This is a genomic window from Tissierella sp. (assembly GCF_032104385.1).
In the GTDB taxonomy this organism is placed as follows: domain Bacteria; phylum Bacillota; class Clostridia; order Tissierellales; family Tissierellaceae; genus Tissierella.
Map to the genome: position 1 here is coordinate 1 of NZ_DAMCHJ010000019.1, position 16,718 is coordinate 16,718.

The 16,718-nt window shown below is 32.2% G+C and carries 27 protein-coding genes and 2 tRNA genes; 26 read left to right on the forward strand and 3 right to left on the reverse strand.

What is annotated here, in order from left to right:
• Positions 1 to 3 precede the first annotated feature (3 nt).
• Positions 4 to 77, forward strand: a tRNA-Gly gene (locus RT714_RS14250).
• Positions 78 to 150: 73 nt separating this feature from the next.
• Positions 151 to 227, forward strand: a tRNA-Arg gene (locus RT714_RS14255).
• Positions 228 to 335: 108 nt separating this feature from the next.
• Here RT714_RS14255 and RT714_RS14260 read toward each other — a convergent pair.
• The 3 genes from RT714_RS14260 to RT714_RS14270 form a co-directional block, all read right to left on the reverse strand.
• Complete coding sequence (locus RT714_RS14260) at positions 336 to 1,520, reverse strand: tyrosine-type recombinase/integrase (RefSeq protein ID WP_313758499.1); 1,185 nt, start codon at positions 1,518 to 1,520, stop codon at positions 336 to 338.
• Positions 1,521 to 1,608: 88 nt separating this feature from the next.
• Complete coding sequence (locus RT714_RS14265) at positions 1,609 to 2,085, reverse strand: ImmA/IrrE family metallo-endopeptidase (protein WP_313758500.1); 477 nt, start codon at positions 2,083 to 2,085, stop codon at positions 1,609 to 1,611.
• 12 nt (positions 2,086 to 2,097) lie between these two features.
• Positions 2,098 to 2,472, reverse strand: coding sequence for a helix-turn-helix transcriptional regulator (locus RT714_RS14270; RefSeq protein ID WP_313758502.1), 375 nt, complete (start codon positions 2,470 to 2,472; stop codon positions 2,098 to 2,100).
• Positions 2,473 to 2,648: 176 nt separating this feature from the next.
• Between RT714_RS14270 and RT714_RS14275 the strand changes: the two genes are divergently transcribed.
• From RT714_RS14275 to RT714_RS14390, 24 genes are all read left to right on the forward strand, one after another.
• Positions 2,649 to 2,909 (forward strand): helix-turn-helix domain-containing protein, encoded by a 261-nt coding sequence (locus RT714_RS14275; RefSeq protein WP_313758503.1) that lies wholly within the window; start codon positions 2,649 to 2,651, stop codon positions 2,907 to 2,909.
• The gene (locus RT714_RS14280) at positions 2,902 to 3,564 is read left to right on the forward strand and encodes a Rha family transcriptional regulator (RefSeq protein ID WP_313758505.1); all 663 of its coding nucleotides are present in this window, start codon (positions 2,902 to 2,904) and stop codon (positions 3,562 to 3,564) included. The genes RT714_RS14275 and RT714_RS14280 overlap by 8 nt, the downstream gene beginning before the upstream one ends.
• Positions 3,565 to 3,582: 18 nt before the next feature.
• The gene (locus tag RT714_RS14285; protein ID WP_313758507.1) at positions 3,583 to 3,783 is read left to right on the forward strand and encodes a helix-turn-helix domain-containing protein; all 201 of its coding nucleotides are present in this window, start codon (positions 3,583 to 3,585) and stop codon (positions 3,781 to 3,783) included.
• Between the two features lie 140 nt (positions 3,784 to 3,923).
• Positions 3,924 to 4,271 (forward strand): hypothetical protein, encoded by a 348-nt coding sequence (locus RT714_RS14290; RefSeq protein WP_313758509.1) that lies wholly within the window; start codon positions 3,924 to 3,926, stop codon positions 4,269 to 4,271.
• 12 nt (positions 4,272 to 4,283) lie between these two features.
• On the forward strand, positions 4,284 to 4,445 hold the full coding sequence (locus RT714_RS14295; RefSeq protein ID WP_313758511.1) for a hypothetical protein: 162 nt from the start codon (positions 4,284 to 4,286) through the stop codon (positions 4,443 to 4,445).
• On the forward strand, positions 4,442 to 4,654 hold the full coding sequence (locus tag RT714_RS14300) for a hypothetical protein (RefSeq protein ID WP_313758513.1): 213 nt from the start codon (positions 4,442 to 4,444) through the stop codon (positions 4,652 to 4,654). Before RT714_RS14295 ends, RT714_RS14300 begins: the two co-directional genes overlap by 4 nt.
• Before the next feature lie 17 nt (positions 4,655 to 4,671).
• A complete protein-coding gene (locus tag RT714_RS14305; protein ID WP_399327124.1) occupies positions 4,672 to 5,154 on the forward strand; it encodes an AbrB/MazE/SpoVT family DNA-binding domain-containing protein in 483 nt (160 codons plus the stop codon).
• A gap of 3 nt (positions 5,155 to 5,157) precedes the next feature.
• Positions 5,158 to 5,325, forward strand: a complete 168-nt coding sequence (locus RT714_RS14310; protein ID WP_313758517.1) for a hypothetical protein — start codon at positions 5,158 to 5,160, stop codon at positions 5,323 to 5,325.
• 15 nt (positions 5,326 to 5,340) lie between these two features.
• The gene (locus tag RT714_RS14315) at positions 5,341 to 5,514 is read left to right on the forward strand and encodes a hypothetical protein (protein WP_313758518.1); all 174 of its coding nucleotides are present in this window, start codon (positions 5,341 to 5,343) and stop codon (positions 5,512 to 5,514) included.
• A 17-nt stretch (positions 5,515 to 5,531) separates the two neighbouring features.
• Entirely contained in the window at positions 5,532 to 5,687 is a 156-nt protein-coding gene (locus RT714_RS14320; RefSeq protein ID WP_313758519.1) for a hypothetical protein, read from the forward strand.
• 23 nt (positions 5,688 to 5,710) lie between these two features.
• Positions 5,711 to 6,112: a hypothetical protein gene (locus RT714_RS14325; protein WP_313758521.1), complete on the forward strand. Its 402-nt coding sequence runs from the start codon at positions 5,711 to 5,713 to the stop codon at positions 6,110 to 6,112.
• Positions 6,112 to 7,260 carry a DUF2800 domain-containing protein gene (locus RT714_RS14330; RefSeq protein ID WP_313758523.1) on the forward strand — a complete coding sequence of 383 codons (1,149 nt, stop codon included), beginning with the start codon at positions 6,112 to 6,114 and terminating at the stop codon, positions 7,258 to 7,260. Before RT714_RS14325 ends, RT714_RS14330 begins: the two co-directional genes overlap by 1 nt.
• Before the next feature lie 29 nt (positions 7,261 to 7,289).
• On the forward strand, positions 7,290 to 7,757 hold the full coding sequence (locus tag RT714_RS14335) for a hypothetical protein (protein WP_313758525.1): 468 nt from the start codon (positions 7,290 to 7,292) through the stop codon (positions 7,755 to 7,757).
• 47 nt (positions 7,758 to 7,804) lie between these two features.
• Positions 7,805 to 8,389 carry a DUF2815 family protein gene (locus RT714_RS14340; RefSeq protein WP_313758526.1) on the forward strand — a complete coding sequence of 195 codons (585 nt, stop codon included), beginning with the start codon at positions 7,805 to 7,807 and terminating at the stop codon, positions 8,387 to 8,389.
• Between the two features lie 15 nt (positions 8,390 to 8,404).
• Positions 8,405 to 10,378, forward strand: coding sequence for a DNA polymerase (locus tag RT714_RS14345; protein ID WP_313758528.1), 1,974 nt, complete (start codon positions 8,405 to 8,407; stop codon positions 10,376 to 10,378).
• A gap of 12 nt (positions 10,379 to 10,390) precedes the next feature.
• Complete coding sequence (locus RT714_RS14350) at positions 10,391 to 10,741, forward strand: hypothetical protein (protein WP_313758530.1); 351 nt, start codon at positions 10,391 to 10,393, stop codon at positions 10,739 to 10,741.
• Positions 10,728 to 13,175, forward strand: coding sequence for a virulence-associated E family protein (locus RT714_RS14355; RefSeq protein WP_313758532.1), 2,448 nt, complete (start codon positions 10,728 to 10,730; stop codon positions 13,173 to 13,175). Before RT714_RS14350 ends, RT714_RS14355 begins: the two co-directional genes overlap by 14 nt.
• A 378-nt stretch (positions 13,176 to 13,553) precedes the next feature.
• Entirely contained in the window at positions 13,554 to 13,739 is a 186-nt protein-coding gene (locus RT714_RS14360) for a VRR-NUC domain-containing protein (protein WP_313758534.1), read from the forward strand.
• The gene (locus RT714_RS14365; RefSeq protein ID WP_313758535.1) at positions 13,720 to 15,069 is read left to right on the forward strand and encodes a DEAD/DEAH box helicase; all 1,350 of its coding nucleotides are present in this window, start codon (positions 13,720 to 13,722) and stop codon (positions 15,067 to 15,069) included. The genes RT714_RS14360 and RT714_RS14365 overlap by 20 nt, the downstream gene beginning before the upstream one ends.
• A gap of 5 nt (positions 15,070 to 15,074) precedes the next feature.
• Positions 15,075 to 15,230 (forward strand): hypothetical protein, encoded by a 156-nt coding sequence (locus RT714_RS14370; protein ID WP_313758537.1) that lies wholly within the window; start codon positions 15,075 to 15,077, stop codon positions 15,228 to 15,230.
• On the forward strand, positions 15,220 to 15,366 hold the full coding sequence (locus RT714_RS14375) for a hypothetical protein (protein ID WP_313758539.1): 147 nt from the start codon (positions 15,220 to 15,222) through the stop codon (positions 15,364 to 15,366). The genes RT714_RS14370 and RT714_RS14375 overlap by 11 nt, the downstream gene beginning before the upstream one ends.
• A complete protein-coding gene (locus RT714_RS14380; protein WP_313758541.1) occupies positions 15,338 to 15,682 on the forward strand; it encodes a dATP/dGTP diphosphohydrolase domain-containing protein in 345 nt (114 codons plus the stop codon). The genes RT714_RS14375 and RT714_RS14380 overlap by 29 nt, the downstream gene beginning before the upstream one ends.
• Before the next feature lie 12 nt (positions 15,683 to 15,694).
• Positions 15,695 to 16,126, forward strand: coding sequence for a hypothetical protein (locus tag RT714_RS14385; RefSeq protein ID WP_313758543.1), 432 nt, complete (start codon positions 15,695 to 15,697; stop codon positions 16,124 to 16,126).
• Between the two features lie 35 nt (positions 16,127 to 16,161).
• Positions 16,162 to 16,626 (forward strand): hypothetical protein, encoded by a 465-nt coding sequence (locus RT714_RS14390; protein WP_313758544.1) that lies wholly within the window; start codon positions 16,162 to 16,164, stop codon positions 16,624 to 16,626.
• Positions 16,627 to 16,718: the final 92 nt, after the last annotated feature.

A 16,718-nucleotide genomic window follows, 5' to 3' on the forward strand; every position in this document is an offset into this window, starting at 1 on the left:
TATGCGGGTGTAGCTCAGTGGTAGAGCCCCAGCCTTCCAAGCTGGTTGCGAGGGTTCGATCCCCTTCACCCGCTCCATATATGTACCCCGTAGGGTATAGTTCGATAGTTCTTTAGGGATCCATTTATTTATTCTTGTAGTCATAATAATGTACCCTTAGCTCAGCTGGATAGAGTGTCTGGCTACGAACCAGAAGGTCGGGGGTTCGACTCCCTCAGGGTACGCCATAACGTTGAAATTTCAACATTCTGTAAAAGCAGATTTTGTGTGAAAAAAGATTTAGCCAAAAATTAGCCAATTAGTTTTTAATGGACTATATTAGATTGGTTTTTAATCTACTTGAATAGCGAGTTCAAGGATTGCACATCATCTGCTTTTGTGCTTTCTGTAACATGAGCATATATTTCTGTAGTTTTAATAGAAGCATGTCCTAGTAATCGTGACACCGTGATGAGTTGTGCTCCATTTTTTATTAATTGAGTAGCAAAGGTATGCCTAAGTGCATGGAACTTCTTATAAGGCACGTCTATGCCTTCAAAAGCCCTTTTCCATGATCTTAATAGATTTCTACTGTCGATATATGTTCCTGTTTCAGAAGGGAATAGCAGGTCGTTATCTTGATATAATTCACCTAGTTTTAATTTTTCTTCAATTCGGATCTTGTTCAATTCAGCGAGGTCTTTTTTTAATTCTGTGGGTATTGGAACTTTTCTTATGGATTTTTTAGTTTTGGGTCTAGTAACTATTGTTTCATAACTATAATTGTCTGCATCATCATAAAGTTTTGCGAAACTTAATGTTTTAGTAACTTGGACAACCATATTTTTAATATCAGTTTTTTTGAGTGCTAATATTTCTCCTTGTCTTAGTCCAGTACCTAGAGCAAATTTGACCATTATTTTTAATTTCTTATTTTTTATACCTTCTAGTAGTACAGGTATTTCTTCATCTGTAAAAGTCTCAACCGTTCCCTCATCTTCTATGAACAAATCTATTTCCCCTACATCTTCTTCTTTTTTATAAACATCTAGTTTTATCCCAGTGCAAGGATTTCTTAGTAAATATCCTTCAATTACTGCATATTTAAAAAACATATTTATTACTTTATGAAGATTTTTAATTTGAGAATAAGACTTCCCTTGTTCATGTAATTTATTATAGCACCTCTGAACATTCACCCTTTGAATATCTTCTAAAATCATAAAACCTAAACTACTTTCTTCTACATAATTTCTATAGATTCCCTCATATCTTTCGAAACTTGTAACCTTTATTCCAGATACTTTGAGAACATCCCATACCCAATTAAACATTGCCATTGAGAGTGAGTCCCTAATACTAATATGGTTTATTCCAAGAAGCTTATTTTTCATCCAACCATCTTTTTGATTTTCAGCATCCGTCTTAGAAGTACCATAAAAATTTTTAATAACATCTTTTCCTTTTCTATCTTTTCCTATTGTGACCCTTAAACGATAATAATCTATACCGTTTATGTTGCAATTTGTTTTTACTGCCATTATAGGCCTCCTTTCTTAAACTTATGTTCTTTGTTTATTTATATTAAAGAGCCAATCAAGGCTCTGAATATCATGTATGTAATTATCTTTATTCTATTATTTCCAATACAGATAAAGGGTCGAAATATACCACATAATTATCTATTTGACAATATAGTCCATATATACATTTAAAATGTGTAAGTGCCATTTCTATAAATGATTCAGTTACCCCTAAAAATTCTGATAACTCATACCTATTTCTTACACCAGCATTAAACGCACCTATAAAATCCTCAACTACGATTAATTTTTGGACTGCCCATCTTCTAGCCTTAATCTCCTGCTTTATATTTTCTGTTTTAGACTGATCTGAGATATCTCCAAAAGTAGTGTAGTGATGGCCTATTTCCTCAGCTAAAGTACAAGTTTTAGTTTTAGTGCATTCTATATTTTTGTTTAATAGAATTAAATTATCGGAATTAGTTTCAATATAATAGCCTGAAATATCATCAGGAAGATTTGCTGTATCATCTATGATAACATTATTTTCAACTTCCATCAGTAGTTTTTCATATCCTCCCATAAAAAAACCTCCCTATTTTTCTCTTTTTGCTAATGCAATTTGAATTGCTAATTTTATTTTTTCTATTTCTGAATCTGATAGCGGTCCGTCATGACCTACTTTATGTGCTGCTTGAGTCAATATTTCTATCTCGCTTAGAGTTCTATCATCTTTACTAGAGGATTTTTTTTCATCAGATAACCCTATTAAATAATCTAAGCTTACGTTAAAGTATTTGGATAATATTCTAGCATACTCCATTGAAGGTTCAGCTTTATTATTTTCCCATCTAGATATCATAGATTTAGAAGGAGTTACTCCATATTGTTTTAACTGCTCTACCATTTCGTCCATTGATAAAGATTTCTCTTCTCTTAGAGATTTTAGAATTTCACCTATACTTTTCATATAATTAACCATCCTTTTTAATTGTTTTATTAGAGTATATCATATAAATTCCATAATGGGAACAATTTTTTATAAAAAATCAAAAAATGTTATTGACAAAGGAACGAGGGTTTAATATACTATAACCAAGAAGTTCCAGAAAAGGAACAAAAAGGAAGGGAGGAGAGAGCTACATTATGAAAGGATATCCTAAAGTAAAAGGTTTTTTAGTAGAAAATGGAATAAGGCAAAAATATGTTGCGAATATGCTGAATATGTCCATATCAACTTTTAATAATAAGTTAAATGGCATTGGGGATTTTACTATAACGGATGTAAAAAAAATGTGTGCCGAATTAGAAATTAAAGCCGATATTTTTTTTAACGACTATGTTCCTGAAAAGCAACATAAAAAATTACATGGGAGTCAAATAGAAAGGAGGAACGAGAATGAATAATTTAATAAATATTCAAGACAGAAATGGTCAATTAATAGTTAGCAGTAGAGAAGTAGCAGAGAATCTCGAGAAGGAACATAAGCATGTTATGGAATCAATAAGGGAATTGGAAACATCGGTCGAAAATTCGGCACATCTTTTTATACCAAGTAAATATAGAGACAGTTACAAGAGAGAACAAAGTGAATATCTTCTAACAAGAGATGGATTTACATTATTAGCAATGGGGTTCACAGGTAGAAAGGCTTTGGAATGGAAACTCAAGTATATTGAAGCTTTTAATAAGATGGAAAACGCATTAAAAGAAGTCTATCATATTTCACAGACTGCAATAGTCAATAACATCATGGAGGCTTTAGAAGATAAGCTAATAAACACTATAGATAAAAGATTATCTGTATATGAAGAAAACTATAGACCAACTCATGCAAATAAAATAGATCTTAATAACTACATTAAAAATAGTCTAGGTGATGATAGAGAAGTCGGAGAGGTTAACTTAGTAAAACAAAGAGTTTTATTAATGTTAGATGCCGATGCGTGGCAAGATATTCCTTATAAGAAATTGACGGATAATATTAGATTAATTGATGAGAGTATAAGAGCAATAAAAAGCTTTAGAACTAAATTACAGTTAAGTCTATTTGAGAATTGATTTAATGGAGGTGCAACTATGGAAGCCAAACTTATATCAGTAAAACAAGCTGCTAAGCTATACGGATTTCCTCAACAAGAGCTATATAGATTAGTAGCTAATAAACAAGTACCCTATATTGAAATAGAAAGCCTTTCAGGTAATAAGATGAAAAAGATAAATACTAGAACCTTTGAGGAATGGCTAAATAATTTATCGAGAGAAAATGCAAGTATATAGGAGGTCTAAGTAATGAATATCAAATATTTAAAGTATTATATGCAAAAATGCCTAAGGAATGGCATTGAACCAACTTGGAAATCCTTAAGGCTTTGGTATGAAACTACAAATATAAGTTTTTAGTGATAGGAGGGACAGGCGTGAAAAACTCCATAAAGGAATTGGAATTAGAAATAGAAATAGCACTTACAAAGTTAGACATCAGAGAAACTAAAATACTCATAAAGAAATATGAAAAGAAAGTATCTAAAGAAAAAGAAAAATTGAAGAAGAAATATAAATATGAGTCACAAGAAGAACTTAGAGAAGCTTTTGAGAATGATGTAATAACATTGAAGGAATTTGACAAAATACAAAATTATTTTGAATCACAAGAAAAAAGTATTAATGAAATATTTTTAGAATATTTGAAGAGAAATAACGCAGAAGATTTAAAGCATCTAAAAAGATTAGAAGATGAATTGTTAGTTGAAATTGCTAGAAGCTAGGAGGTGTAATACTTGACAGATGAATATAGACAAGCTCTAAAAGAACTTGAAAAGGCTAGGGCTAATTATGATGAAACACCAGACGAATTTGAAGGTGTAGCTTATCACGAGTTAAAGGCAGCAGAGGAAAGAGTTATGGCCATTATTAGAGAACAGAGGATGATGAGAAAATGAAAATAATATTTGATAAAAAGCTTTTTAAAAGACATGCACCTAAAAAGATACAGAAGGTACTAAGTCATTATGTAGATTTAATAGATGGAAAAGAAGTTGTTTTTAATCTGCCAAATAACGATACGTATGGAACTTTAGAATATGAATATGAAGGACAAAACTGTGAGTTGTATCCGATTCATCGAAATTGGTGCAGAGAGGAGGTGTAGCAGTGGAACACGCAGGAATGGTTAGAAGAGTAGATGAGTTAGGCAGAGTTGTAATACCTAAAGAAATTAGAAGGACTTTAAGGATTAGAGAAGGGGATCCATTGGAGATTTGTACTAATTCAAAAGATGGAACAGTAACTTTGAAAAAGTATCATCCTGAAAAGATATTTGATTTTAATGATGAAGAATTGGAGGAAATTATAGCAGCACTTAATTCAAAAATTAAGATGATAGATATTGCCTTAGCTTTTCAGGATAGAGAAGATGCGCCACAGCTAATCGAAGATAAAAATCTAAAATATAAAGAATCAAGATACTTATGTAGAACAATAATCAATAAAATTAAGTTTGAAAATAAAGTATATGTGGGTCATGATTTTTATCTTCCTAAAGAAGTCATTACTTGCGATATTGACCAGGGAGGATGTGATAAGGATTTTGTATTAAGTGTAGATAAGAAAGTTATATTAAAGACTTTTAAAATTGAAGGGGAGGAATAAATCATGGCTAAATGTTTTGCAGATAATGGAACTATATGTACAGCTCTAAGAGTAAAAGAATGTAGAGGTTGTAGTTTCTTTAAAACAATTGAACAGAAACGTAAAGATGATGAAAGAACTAAGAAAAGATTAGATTCTTTAAAAGATAAGACTGTAAATACCTATTTTTAAAGGGGGGTGTCAGTTGTGGATGGAAAAATAGAAGACTTAATAAAAGAATATAGAAAAAGGGCAGCCGGTCACTATAGAGATTTTCAACAAGTAGAAGGTTCAGAAAAACAGATAAGTGTTGGACTCTTCATTTGCTATGCATTGGTAATTATGGAACTTGAAGAATTATCGGAAAGTAATGTTAAATAATCTAAAGAGGTGATTATGTGATAGATGAAGTTATTAAAGAAGCAGCTAAGATTATGAGGGAAAATCCATCAATGAAATTTTATGAAGCAATAATTGAAGCTAAGAAGATCTTGAAAGAAAAAGACCTTCAGGACGGCAATCCTAAAAGGTTAAAAATAAAAATATCCAATTAAATTATAACATAGGAGGTATAAAAATGGAATTAGAAATTAAAGTTAACATAAATGGTTTAGATCAGTTGACAGAAGCATTGGCTTTGATAGGTAGTGCTTTAGCTTATCAGAAAGGAATGATTAATACAGCAGATGCAGCAGTAAATCTAATGCTAGATGTTACTGATAAAGTAGAGGATCTTACAGAGGAAACACCAGAACTAAAGAAAGAAGAAATTAAAGTAAAAGAGGAGCCTAAAGAAGTAGTGGCAGAAGAACCGCCTTCAATTACTATTGAACAGGTAAGAGCTGCTTTTATGGCTAAGAATTCAAAAGGTAATACTGAAAAACTTAAATCTATTCTTAAGGATTTTGGAGTTAAGAAGGTTACGGATTTAGAGGAAAAAGATTTTCCAGCAGTATTAAAGGCATTGGAGGAGATTTAATGACAAAACATGCACTATTAAGTGCTTCAAGTGCTGAAAGGTGGTTAAATTGTACTCCTAGTGCAAGACTTTCAGAAAGATATGATGACACTACAAGTACTTATGCTGCTGAAGGAACTTTAGCCCATAGTTTAGGAGAACTACAACTTCAATTAGCACTTAAATCCATTACAAAGAAAAAATATAATGAAGAACTAAAGAAATTAAAGACTGATGAATTATTTTATGAAGGTATGGTAGATGAAGTAGAAGACTATGTAAATTATGTTTTAGAAACTTATCATGAAGCAGTGGCTAAGTCAAAAGATGCTGTAATATTTCTAGAAGAAAGATTAGATTTTAGTTCTTATGTACCTGAGGGATTTGGTACTGGGGACTGCATTATAATAGCTGATGGAGAAATGGAAATCATTGACCTTAAGTTTGGAAAGGGTGTAGAGGTAAGCCCTGTTAACAACTCTCAATTAAAGCTTTATGCATTAGGAGCTTATGAGAAATATGGATTTATTTATGGAATAGAAAAAATCACTATGACCATAGCACAAGTAAGGCTCAATAATATTTCATCCTGGACCATAACTTCATCTATGTTAGAAGAATGGGCAGAAACTGAATTAAAACCTAAGGCAGCAGTAGCATTTGAAGGCAAAGGAGAAACTGTTCCAGGTAGTTGGTGTACATTCTGCAAAGTAAGACAGATTTGCAAGGCTAGAGCTTATATGAATAAAGGTTTATATAACAAATTTCAAAAGGATCCTAATCTATTAAATATTGAAGAGATAGCTGAAATACTAGGACAGGCTAGTGATATTGAGAAATGGGCAAAAGAAATAAAAGATTATGCATTAGATGAAGCTTTAAAAGGTATCAGATATCCTGGATTCAAATTAGTAGAAGGAAGATCTAATAGAAAGATTGAAGATGAAGATGCTTTGGCTACTGTTTTACTAAAAGAAGGTTATGAGGAAGATAAGATTTATAAACCAAAAACTTTAGAAGGTATTACAAACCAAGAAAAGCTAATAGGTAAAAAGAAATTTACGGAATTAGCTGGAGAGCTAATTACCAAACCACCAGGAACACCAACTTTAGTTAGTGAAGATGATAAAAGACCTGAATTAGATTCAGCTGAGGAAGATTTCTTTTAAAAATAAAATATATTTAGGAGGAAAATTAAATGAAATTTGAAAAGTTTGTTAAAAGTTTAGGAGTTAATGGTGTGATACATGAGAGAAAAAATGGAGATAGATGGATAAGTGGATTTAGTGCATCAATGAAGATTCCTGAAAATGTTAAAGGGGTTATGGGAAAAGTAATTGCGGAAATGCCTGATGTTATAGAAGAGTATATTAAATACGAACTCTCAGCTGTCCCTTGTGAGCTGTTTAGAGCTTATATGCCAGAAGCTGATTCTGCAATTAAAGATTGTATAAGAGTTTTTAAAACTCAAGATAATCAATACGAATGCGGTATACGAAACAATGATTTTGCTTTGATTGAAAAGTCTGATGTTGTTGAAATGTATATAGGAACAAATTCTGATACATTTGAATATGAACCAAAGGTCTTGTTAATTAAGAGATTTACCACAGATATAAAAGATCCTGAACTTGTGGGATTAATATTACCACATAAATTTGATTAGAATATTAAGAATTTTTACAAATAAAAATTAAAAGGAGAGATTAAATAATGAAAGCTATAATAAAAAACGAAACTAAGGTAATTACAGGAAAGGTTAGATTAAGTTATGCAAATATATTTGAACCAAAATCAATAAATGGAAGTGAACCAAAATACTCAGTATCACTAATTATTCCTAAGGATGATAAGCAGCAAATAAAAGTAATAGAAGAAGCTATTAAAAATGCTATTGAAAGGGACAAGACTAAATTATCAAATAAAGCAGGCAAGGTTCCAGCTAATTTAAAAACACCTTTAAGAGATGGGGATGAAGATAGACCAGATGATGAAGTATATGAGGGATGCTACTTTATAAATGCTAACTCCACAAAAGCTCCAGCAGTAGTTAGTACTGAAAAGGATAGAACTACAGGTAAAGCTATTACACTAGGAGAAGATGAAGTTTATTCAGGATGTTATGCAAGAGTAAGTATTAACTTCTATGGATTCAATACTAATGGAAATGTAGGAATAGCTTGTGGTTTAGGTAATATTCAGAAAGTAGAAGATGGAGAAAGATTAGGTGGAGGATCATCTGCAGAGGAAGACTTTGAATTTGAAGAAGTGGATGTTGATGATGATTTCTTGAACTAATAGGGGTTGATTATATTGACTATATTAGGAATAGATATTGAAACCTATTCAGATATAGATATAAATGCAAATGGAGTCTACAAATACGTAGACTCCAATAATTTCAAAATTTTACTCTTTGCATATGCTTTTGATGATGAAGAAGTAGAAATAATTGATTTAGAAAATAAAGAAGAATTACCGGAAAGAGTAATGAAGGCTTTACTAGATAAGAATGTGATTAAGACTGCATTTAATGCTCAATTTGAAAGAGTGGCCATAAATAAATATTTTGGTATTAAAACTGAAAATTGGGATTGTACTATGATAAAGGCTTGGTCTTTAGGTATAACAGGAGGACTTGATAATGTAGGGAAAGTTATAGGGCTTGATGAAGATAAACAGAAGCTAACTATAGGTAAAAAACTCATTAAGATATTTTGTAATCCTAAACCAGATAGAAAAAATAAAAATCAAATTGCAATGTTTAAAGAAACTGAAAGAGTATTACCTACTGATATGCCAGAGGAATGGCAGCAGTTTAAAGAATATTGTATAAGAGACGTTGAAGTTGAAAGGAATATAAGAAAGAAGCTTGAGAGGTTTGAAACTATAGATGCAGAAAAGAAATTATATGAGCTAGATCAAAAGATTAATGATAGAGGAGTATTAATTGATTTAGATATGGCTGAAAACGCTATATCCATAGACTTAGAACAGACCAATAGACTTACAAAATTATTTACTAAAGCTACTGGCATGACCAACCCTAATAGTTTACCAGAGCTTAAAAAATATATTAAAGAAAAGACCGGTAAGAGTGTGAAAAGTATTACTAAGGATAACCTTGAAAAGCTTCAGGAGAAATTTAAAAATCATGAAGATATAGTAACTGCCTTAGAGATAAGACAGGGATTGTCCAAGACTTCCATATCTAAGTATAAAAAGATGATAGAGGTTACTTGTGAAGATAAAAGAGCTAGGGGATTACTGCAATTTTATGGAGCCAGTACTGGAAGATGGGCAGGAAGGTTAATCCAGGTTCACAATCTACCACAAAATCATATTAAGGATTTAGATACTGCTAGAGAATTAGTCAAGAATGGGGATTTAGAGCTACTTGAAATGATGTATGACAATCCATCTGATGTACTAAGTCAATGTATCCGGCCAACAATTATTACTAGTCCTGGTAAGAAGTTTATAGTAAGTGACTTTAGTGCAATTGAAGCAAGAGTCATAGCCTGGATTGCTGGGGAGAAATGGAGGCTTGATGTATTCAATTCCCATGGAAAGATTTATGAAGCTTCAGCCTCTCAAATGTTTAATGTACCCATAGAAGAAATTACAAAAGGTAGTGAATTAAGACAAAAAGGAAAGGTAGCAGAATTAGCCTTAGGATATCAGGGAAGTGTCGGAGCTCTTAAGCAGATGAAAGCTTTAGAGATGGGATTATCTGAAGAGGAATTACAACCTTTAGTTGATACCTGGAGAGCAGCTAATCCTAAAATCAAACAGCTATGGTATAACACAGAAAACAAAGTAATGGAAGCTATAGCAAATAGGACTACAGTTCAGATTAATAAATATATTAAAGCTATTTATAGAAGTGGAATTTTATTTATAGAACTACCAAGTGGTAGAAGATTAGCTTATCCAAAACCAAGACTTATAGATCATGATAAATTTCCTGGTAAAAAGAAAATAGTATTTGAAGGTATGAACTCAACAACAAAACAATGGGGTTGGATTGATACTTACGGAGGTAAACTGGTAGAGAATATTATTCAAGCTATAGCTAGAGATTGTTTAGCCTATTCTATGCTCAACTTAGAGAAAAAAGGCTATGAAATTGTAATGCATATTCATGACGAGGTTGTAATTGAAGTTGAAGAAAAGAAAGATGAATTAAAAAATATAACCGATCTTATGGGTCAAGAAATCCCATGGGCTAAAGGATTACCCCTTAGGGCAGATGGTTATGAATGTAGTTATTATCAGAAGGATTAGGAGGTGGTGTTAATGAGTTTAGAGGATAGATTTTTAGAACTAATAGATTTTGATACTGTATTTAGCCAAGTCGATTATGTTGAAGAAGCAAAAGGCACTAGGCGAGTGCAAAAATTTGAAAAAATAGATTCTACTCGAGGAGTAATTGTTGGTACTTGCTATAAATATGATGGTTATTATTACCCATCTTCATTAGCAACTGCACCTTTTTATGATGATTTTGAGTCTGGTGGTTTAACTGATAGAAAAAGGGTTAATTATTGGAAAGTTGTAACTGGTATGAATAAGGAATATTTAGTTCCTATGGATGATATTGAACCTTTTAGAATCACCTTAGGAGTTGGATCAGATGAAACAAAATGACAAAGTAATTGAGAATATAAAACAATTGAATAATAGTAGAAAAATATTTATAGCTACTGGTAGAAGCAGAAAAGAAACTAAGTGGAAGAACATAGAGATTACTTATGAATCTCTTATTGATAAGCTACAGACAACCACTAGGACAAGAGAAACATTTAATGAATATAAGAAGATGAGTAAAACTCAAAGGGATGAAATTAAGGACGTAGGTGGTTTTGTAGGTGGCAGTCTAAAGGATGGTAGAAGAAAGGCAGAAAACATAGCTAATAGATCTCTATTAACTTTAGATATGGATACGGTGGATATGTCTATCAATGACTTATGGGACAGCATTACAATGTTTAATGATTATGAAATTCTAATGTATTCTACCCACTCTCATGAACCTAAAAGTCCAAGACTTAGACTTGTTATTCCTTTAGATAGAACAGTTCTTCCTGATGAATATCAAGCTATAGGTAGAAAGATAGCAGAAGAAATTGGAATAGATATGTTTGATGATACCACTTATGAGCCAAGTAGACTTATGTACTGGCCTAGTACTTCATCAGATGGAGAATATATCTTTAAAAGGCAAGTCGGTCATTGGCTAAGCCCAGATTTGGTCTTAGCTAAATATCTGGACTGGAGAGATGTATCGTTTTGGCCAGAGAGTTCCAGGCAATCGGTACGGATCCATTCACAGATAAAAAAGCAAGAGGATCCTTTAGAGAAAAGAGGAATTATAGGGGCTTTCTGTAGAACCTATTCTATAAGTGAAGTAATAGATAAGTTCTTAAATGAGGTTTATATTCCTACTAATGTAGAAGGCAGATATACCTATAGTGAAGGTTCTACTGTAGGTGGATTAGTTGTATATGAAGATAAGTTTGCATATTCTCATCATGGGACAGACCCTACTAGTGGAATTTTATGTAATGCTTTTGACCTAGTGCGAATTCATAAATTTGGAATTAGAGATGAAGAAGCAAAGGAAGGTACTCCAGTAAATAGGATGCCAAGTTTTACGGCCATGAGTGAATTTGCAAGTTCAGATGATAACGTTAAGTTAACGTTAGGTTCTGAAAGACTTAATGAAGCTATGGATGATTTTGACTTAGAAGGTATAGAAGATGTAGAAATAGACACCGAGTGGTTAAAGTCACTTGATTATGATAATAAGGGAAATCTTAGAAATACAATTGATAATGCTGTTATTATCCTGGAGAATGATCCAAGGATTAAAGGAAAATTAATTTATAATGAGTTTTCAAATAGGGCTACAGTAGTTGGGAAATTACCTTGGTCAAATAAAGAGGATGGAGATTGGTCGGACAATGATGATGCAGGAATCAGATATTTTATGGAGAGTAATTATAACCTAACTGGTGCTGGAAAAATTGATGATGCTGTTACTATTCTGTACGAAAAGCATAAATTTCACCCAGTAAGAGATTATCTTAATAGTTTGGAGTGGGATGGTAAAGAAAGGATAGAAACACTCTTGACTGATTATTTAGGAGCCAAAGATTATTTCTACACTAGAGCTGTAATTAGAACCCATCTTGTTGCAGCAGTAGCAAGAGTATTCGATCCTGGATGTAAATACGATACCATGTTAACCCTTATAGGACCCCAAGGAAAAGGGAAAAGTACATTTGTTAAAAATCTAGGTAAAGATTGGTTTAGTGATAGTTTAGATACTGTTAAAGGTAAAGAGGCATATGAGCTTTTACAAGGAGCTTGGCTAATAGAAATGGGAGAGCTTACAGCTACTAGAAAAGCAGACATTGAAGCAGTTAAACTCTTTTTATCTAAAACAGAAGATATCTATAGAGTTGCTTATGGTAGAAGAACCTCAAGATTTCCAAGGCAGTGTATATTTTGGGGAACTACAAATGATAAGGAATTTTTAAGGGATAAAACTGGAGATAGACGGACTTGGCCAGTTGATTGTATGATACTAAGTCCCACTAAAAATGTATGGGAAGAAATGCCAAAGGAGGTAGATCAGATTTGGGCTGAAGCTGTAAAACTTTATAAGGAAGGTCATATTTTAAGACTTGAAGGCGAAGCAGCAGATGAAGCCAAAAGGCAACAGAAGATACATGCAGAGGATTCGCCTAAGACTGGATTGCTAGAGGAATACTTAGATAGAGATTATCCGATTAACTGGGATGAGATGGATCTATATGAGAGAAGAACTTATTTAGATAATCCTGATGATGATTTTGATACAAAAGCCAGCGCACACACAATGAAGAAGGACAAGACCTGTGTCATGGAGATTTGGTGTGAGTTGTTTAAAGGTGATCCAAAATCTTTAACACCTATTCTGAGTAGAGAAATAAATGATATTTTAAGTACTTTAGATGGATGGGAAAGGTCAAAAAGCAATTTGAGTTTTGGTAAAAACTACGGAAAACAGAGAGCATTTATCCGGAAACAGATTTAAATTCTGTTTCCATTATAAAAATCATGTTTCCGGTACTAAAAATGAAATCGGAAACAAAAGAAACACAAGGAAACGAAAAAAAGCCGTTTTGTGTCCACATTAACGCTTTGGTATTACTAAGGTTCAAGACTACTGGAAACAATAGAAACACAATATATATAAAAGAGGTAAAAGTATATATTAGGCACGTATACGTATATACACATATGCCTAATACGTATATATAGAGTTCTTAAGCTTTTCCGTTTCCATTGTTTCCGGTTACAAATTCAAAGAGGTGATACTATCTTAGAAAATAAAATAGAAAAGGAATTAAAATTACAAGTTAAAAAAATAGGTGGTAAAGCATATAAGTTTTCATCTCCTGGTAACAATGGGGTGCCGGATAGAATTGTTTTATATAAAGGGCAGTGTTATTTTGTTGAACTGAAAAAACCAGGACAAGATCTCCGACCACTTCAAAAAGTAGTAAGAAAAAGATTTAAAGAACTAGGATTTGAAGTTTATGTAATAGGCAGTATTGAAAAAGTAGGTGAATTTATAAATGAAATTTATACCCCATGATTATCAGAAAGTAGCTAAAGATTTTATATTGGATAGACAAGCTGCAGGATTATTTTTAGACATGGGACTTGGAAAAACAGTAACTACATTAACAGCCATAGAAGAATTAAAAAATGATTACCTGGAAGATATAAAGGTACTGGTTATAGCACCAAAGAGAGTAGCCGAAGATACCTGGACTACAGAATATGAAAAATGGGACCATCTTAAGAATCTAAAAGTAATTAAAATTTTAGGAACTCCTAAGGAAAGAAAATTAGCCTTACAACAAGAGGGAGATATTTATATTATTACCAGAGATAATGTAGCATGGCTTGTAGAATTACTTGGGCGAAAGTGGGATTTTGACATTGTAGTTATAGATGAGCTTTCTAGTTTTAAAAGTAACACTAGTAAAAGATTTAAAAAGCTAAAAACAGTAAGACCTTTAATGAAAAGGGTAATAGGTCTTACTGGAACTCCAGCACCTAATGGTTATATGGATCTATGGAGTCAAGTCTATTTATTAGATAGAGGAGAAAGGTTAGGAAAGACAATAACAGAGTTTAGAAAAAGATATTTCAATACACTTTATAGACCTGGATACAATGATTACGAATTACGAGAAGGAGCAAAGGAAGAAATAGATGAAGCATTAAAGGATCTTTGTATAAGCATGAAAGCTAAGGATTATTTAAAGCTAAAAGAACCATTATATATAAATCGTATAGCCAAGCTTGATAAAAAAGAATTTGAAACTTATAAAAAAATGGAAAGAGATGCAGTATTAGAATTTGAAAATGAAGATATTACAGCTTTAAATGCTGCAGCAGTGTCGAATAAATTACTTCAGTTGGCAAACGGAGCAGTATATACGGATGAAAGAGAAGTAATAGGGATTCATAATAAAAAGCTGGAGGTTTTAGAAGAATTAATAGAAGAAGCAAACGGAGAACCAGTACTTGTATTTTATAACTTCCAGCATGACAGGGATAGAATTCTTGAAAGATTTAAGAAAGATGTTAGAATCCTGGAAGATGAAAAAGATATAAAAGATTGGAACAATAGAAAGATTAAAATACTTTTAGCACATCCAGCAGGTGCAGGTCATGGACTCAATCTCCAAGACGGTGGAAGTATAATAATCTGGTTTGGACTTAACTGGAGCTTGGAACTATACCAACAAGCTAATGCAAGATTAGCAAGACAAGGACAAAAAGAAACAGTTAGAATATACCACATAATAGCGGAAGGTACTAGAGATGGAGATGTGCTAGAAGTATTGAAAGGTAAAAATTTAAGACAGGAGGAATTACTTAGAAAACTAAAAGCTGAAATTAAAAGGAGCTGATGTAGTTGTTTAGTTATAACGTAGCAGAGGCAATACCTTATAAGAATTTTAAAGAAATGATAAATATAGTTAGTCAGGAATTAAAGAAAAATCGTTATGTTGAAGTTTGGGACAAGTTTATTTATTCAGCTGAAAAATGGGAGGATCATTATGGATACTGATTTTAGAGAAGAGTTAATAAAAGCTATTACAGTTGTAGCAACTACTACAGGAATGACAGTAGACGAATGTATTAAGCAAGCTTTAGTTTTATTAGAGGAGGAGAAGTATGAGGAGAAGTATGAGGATAATAGATGATGTAAATAGACGAAAATTTGAAACGGGAGCGGTTAGAGATATAGGAATAGATAAAGGAAGGTATGATTTACTTCCTTGGGATGCAATACATGAATTAGCTATTCATTGTGAGCAAGGAGCAATTAAATATGGTGAGAGAAATTGTGAAAAAGGTATTCCTATACATTCATTGATAGATTCAGCAATTAGACATTTAAGTTGTTATATGAGAGGAATGAAAGACGAGCCGCATCTGAGAGCGGCAATGTGGAATATAGCTTTTGCAATATGGACTGAGAAAAACAAACCAGAAATGCAGGATATACCCTTTAGATGAAGAGGTGACATTATGAAAGAACTTCTTAAACAATATAATGACTTGATTGAAGAAATAAAAGATTTAGAAAGGGAAATAGAGAGACTTGAAAAGCTAGATTTAAAACATGAAAAAGATAAAGTCAAAGGATCTAATCCATATTTCCCTTATCAACTAAGGAATTTCACAATAGAAGGATATAACATTCTTGAAGAAGAGAAAATAAATAATAGAATATCTAAGAAGAAAAATATTTTATATAAAAGAAAATCTGAGTGCGAAGATTTAAAGCTACAAATAGAGGAATTTATATTTAGAATTCCAGACAGTAGGACAAGGAGAGTTTTTCATTATAGATATATAGATAATTTAAGTTGGCAGGCAATAGCAATACGGATTGGAAAGACTCATGAGAGTTATCCGAGGAAAATACATGATAGATATTTGGAGAGTTTAGGAAAATGACAGTTATTTATGAAAAATAGAAGGGAGAATAAAGAATGATAGAAATTTTAGGTGGAAATTTAGATGTTGCTTTTAAGGAATTAAATATTGATGCAATAAAAACATATGAAGGAAATACTCATTTAAACAGTTCAACACAAGTTTGGGAAGTTAGTGATAGAGATTTTGAAAGACTTTGTAATATAGATGAAGATGATTGGGAAGACGAATGGGGTTGGTGGAGGAGTTCTGTAGGTTCTAATATACGTAATCCACTGACAATTTTCAAAATCAAAGGTCAGGAATTGATAGCATGGGATGGGGATAACCGAATAGAAGAAGATAAAGCAGAGGACGAAGATGATAAATATCTATTTGAAAGAGAGTATTGTAATTTATTAGATTATTTATGTGATGAAATAGGTACAAGTCAACCTAGAAATGTATGTGCTTTAACTGTAGATTTAGCAAAAATAAATAATATGAAATTAAGTGAGTTATTTATTAAATATCAAGATTAATAAAATAAATTTAAGTTTGGGCGGTTTGGGCGAATTAGGTATGTTAATATGGTAATAAGTGAAGATGTAAATATTTGGAAGCGATATAGCCT

Bases quoted from the DNA above. Each gene is read 5' to 3' on its own strand.
- RT714_RS14260 (WP_313758499.1), bottom strand. From the start codon at position 1,520: ATGGCAGTAAAAACAAATTGCAACATAAACGGTATAGATTATTATCGT.
- RT714_RS14265 (WP_313758500.1), bottom strand. From the start codon at position 2,085: ATGGGAGGATATGAAAAACTACTGATGGAAGTTGAAAATAATGTTATC.
- RT714_RS14270 (WP_313758502.1), bottom strand. From the start codon at position 2,472: ATGAAAAGTATAGGTGAAATTCTAAAATCTCTAAGAGAAGAGAAATCT.
- RT714_RS14275 (WP_313758503.1), top strand. From the start codon at position 2,649: ATGAAAGGATATCCTAAAGTAAAAGGTTTTTTAGTAGAAAATGGAATA.
- RT714_RS14280 (WP_313758505.1), top strand. From the start codon at position 2,902: ATGAATAATTTAATAAATATTCAAGACAGAAATGGTCAATTAATAGTT.
- RT714_RS14285 (WP_313758507.1), top strand. From the start codon at position 3,583: ATGGAAGCCAAACTTATATCAGTAAAACAAGCTGCTAAGCTATACGGA.
- RT714_RS14300 (WP_313758513.1), top strand. From the start codon at position 4,442: ATGAAAATAATATTTGATAAAAAGCTTTTTAAAAGACATGCACCTAAA.
- RT714_RS14305 (WP_399327124.1), top strand. From the start codon at position 4,672: ATGGTTAGAAGAGTAGATGAGTTAGGCAGAGTTGTAATACCTAAAGAA.
- RT714_RS14310 (WP_313758517.1), top strand. From the start codon at position 5,158: ATGGCTAAATGTTTTGCAGATAATGGAACTATATGTACAGCTCTAAGA.
- RT714_RS14325 (WP_313758521.1), top strand. From the start codon at position 5,711: ATGGAATTAGAAATTAAAGTTAACATAAATGGTTTAGATCAGTTGACA.
- RT714_RS14330 (WP_313758523.1), top strand. From the start codon at position 6,112: ATGACAAAACATGCACTATTAAGTGCTTCAAGTGCTGAAAGGTGGTTA.
- RT714_RS14335 (WP_313758525.1), top strand. From the start codon at position 7,290: ATGAAATTTGAAAAGTTTGTTAAAAGTTTAGGAGTTAATGGTGTGATA.
- RT714_RS14340 (WP_313758526.1), top strand. From the start codon at position 7,805: ATGAAAGCTATAATAAAAAACGAAACTAAGGTAATTACAGGAAAGGTT.
- RT714_RS14350 (WP_313758530.1), top strand. From the start codon at position 10,391: ATGAGTTTAGAGGATAGATTTTTAGAACTAATAGATTTTGATACTGTA.
- RT714_RS14355 (WP_313758532.1), top strand. From the start codon at position 10,728: ATGAAACAAAATGACAAAGTAATTGAGAATATAAAACAATTGAATAAT.
- RT714_RS14365 (WP_313758535.1), top strand. From the start codon at position 13,720: ATGAAATTTATACCCCATGATTATCAGAAAGTAGCTAAAGATTTTATA.
- RT714_RS14375 (WP_313758539.1), top strand. From the start codon at position 15,220: ATGGATACTGATTTTAGAGAAGAGTTAATAAAAGCTATTACAGTTGTA.
- RT714_RS14380 (WP_313758541.1), top strand. From the start codon at position 15,338: ATGAGGAGAAGTATGAGGATAATAGATGATGTAAATAGACGAAAATTT.
- RT714_RS14385 (WP_313758543.1), top strand. From the start codon at position 15,695: ATGAAAGAACTTCTTAAACAATATAATGACTTGATTGAAGAAATAAAA.
- RT714_RS14390 (WP_313758544.1), top strand. From the start codon at position 16,162: ATGATAGAAATTTTAGGTGGAAATTTAGATGTTGCTTTTAAGGAATTA.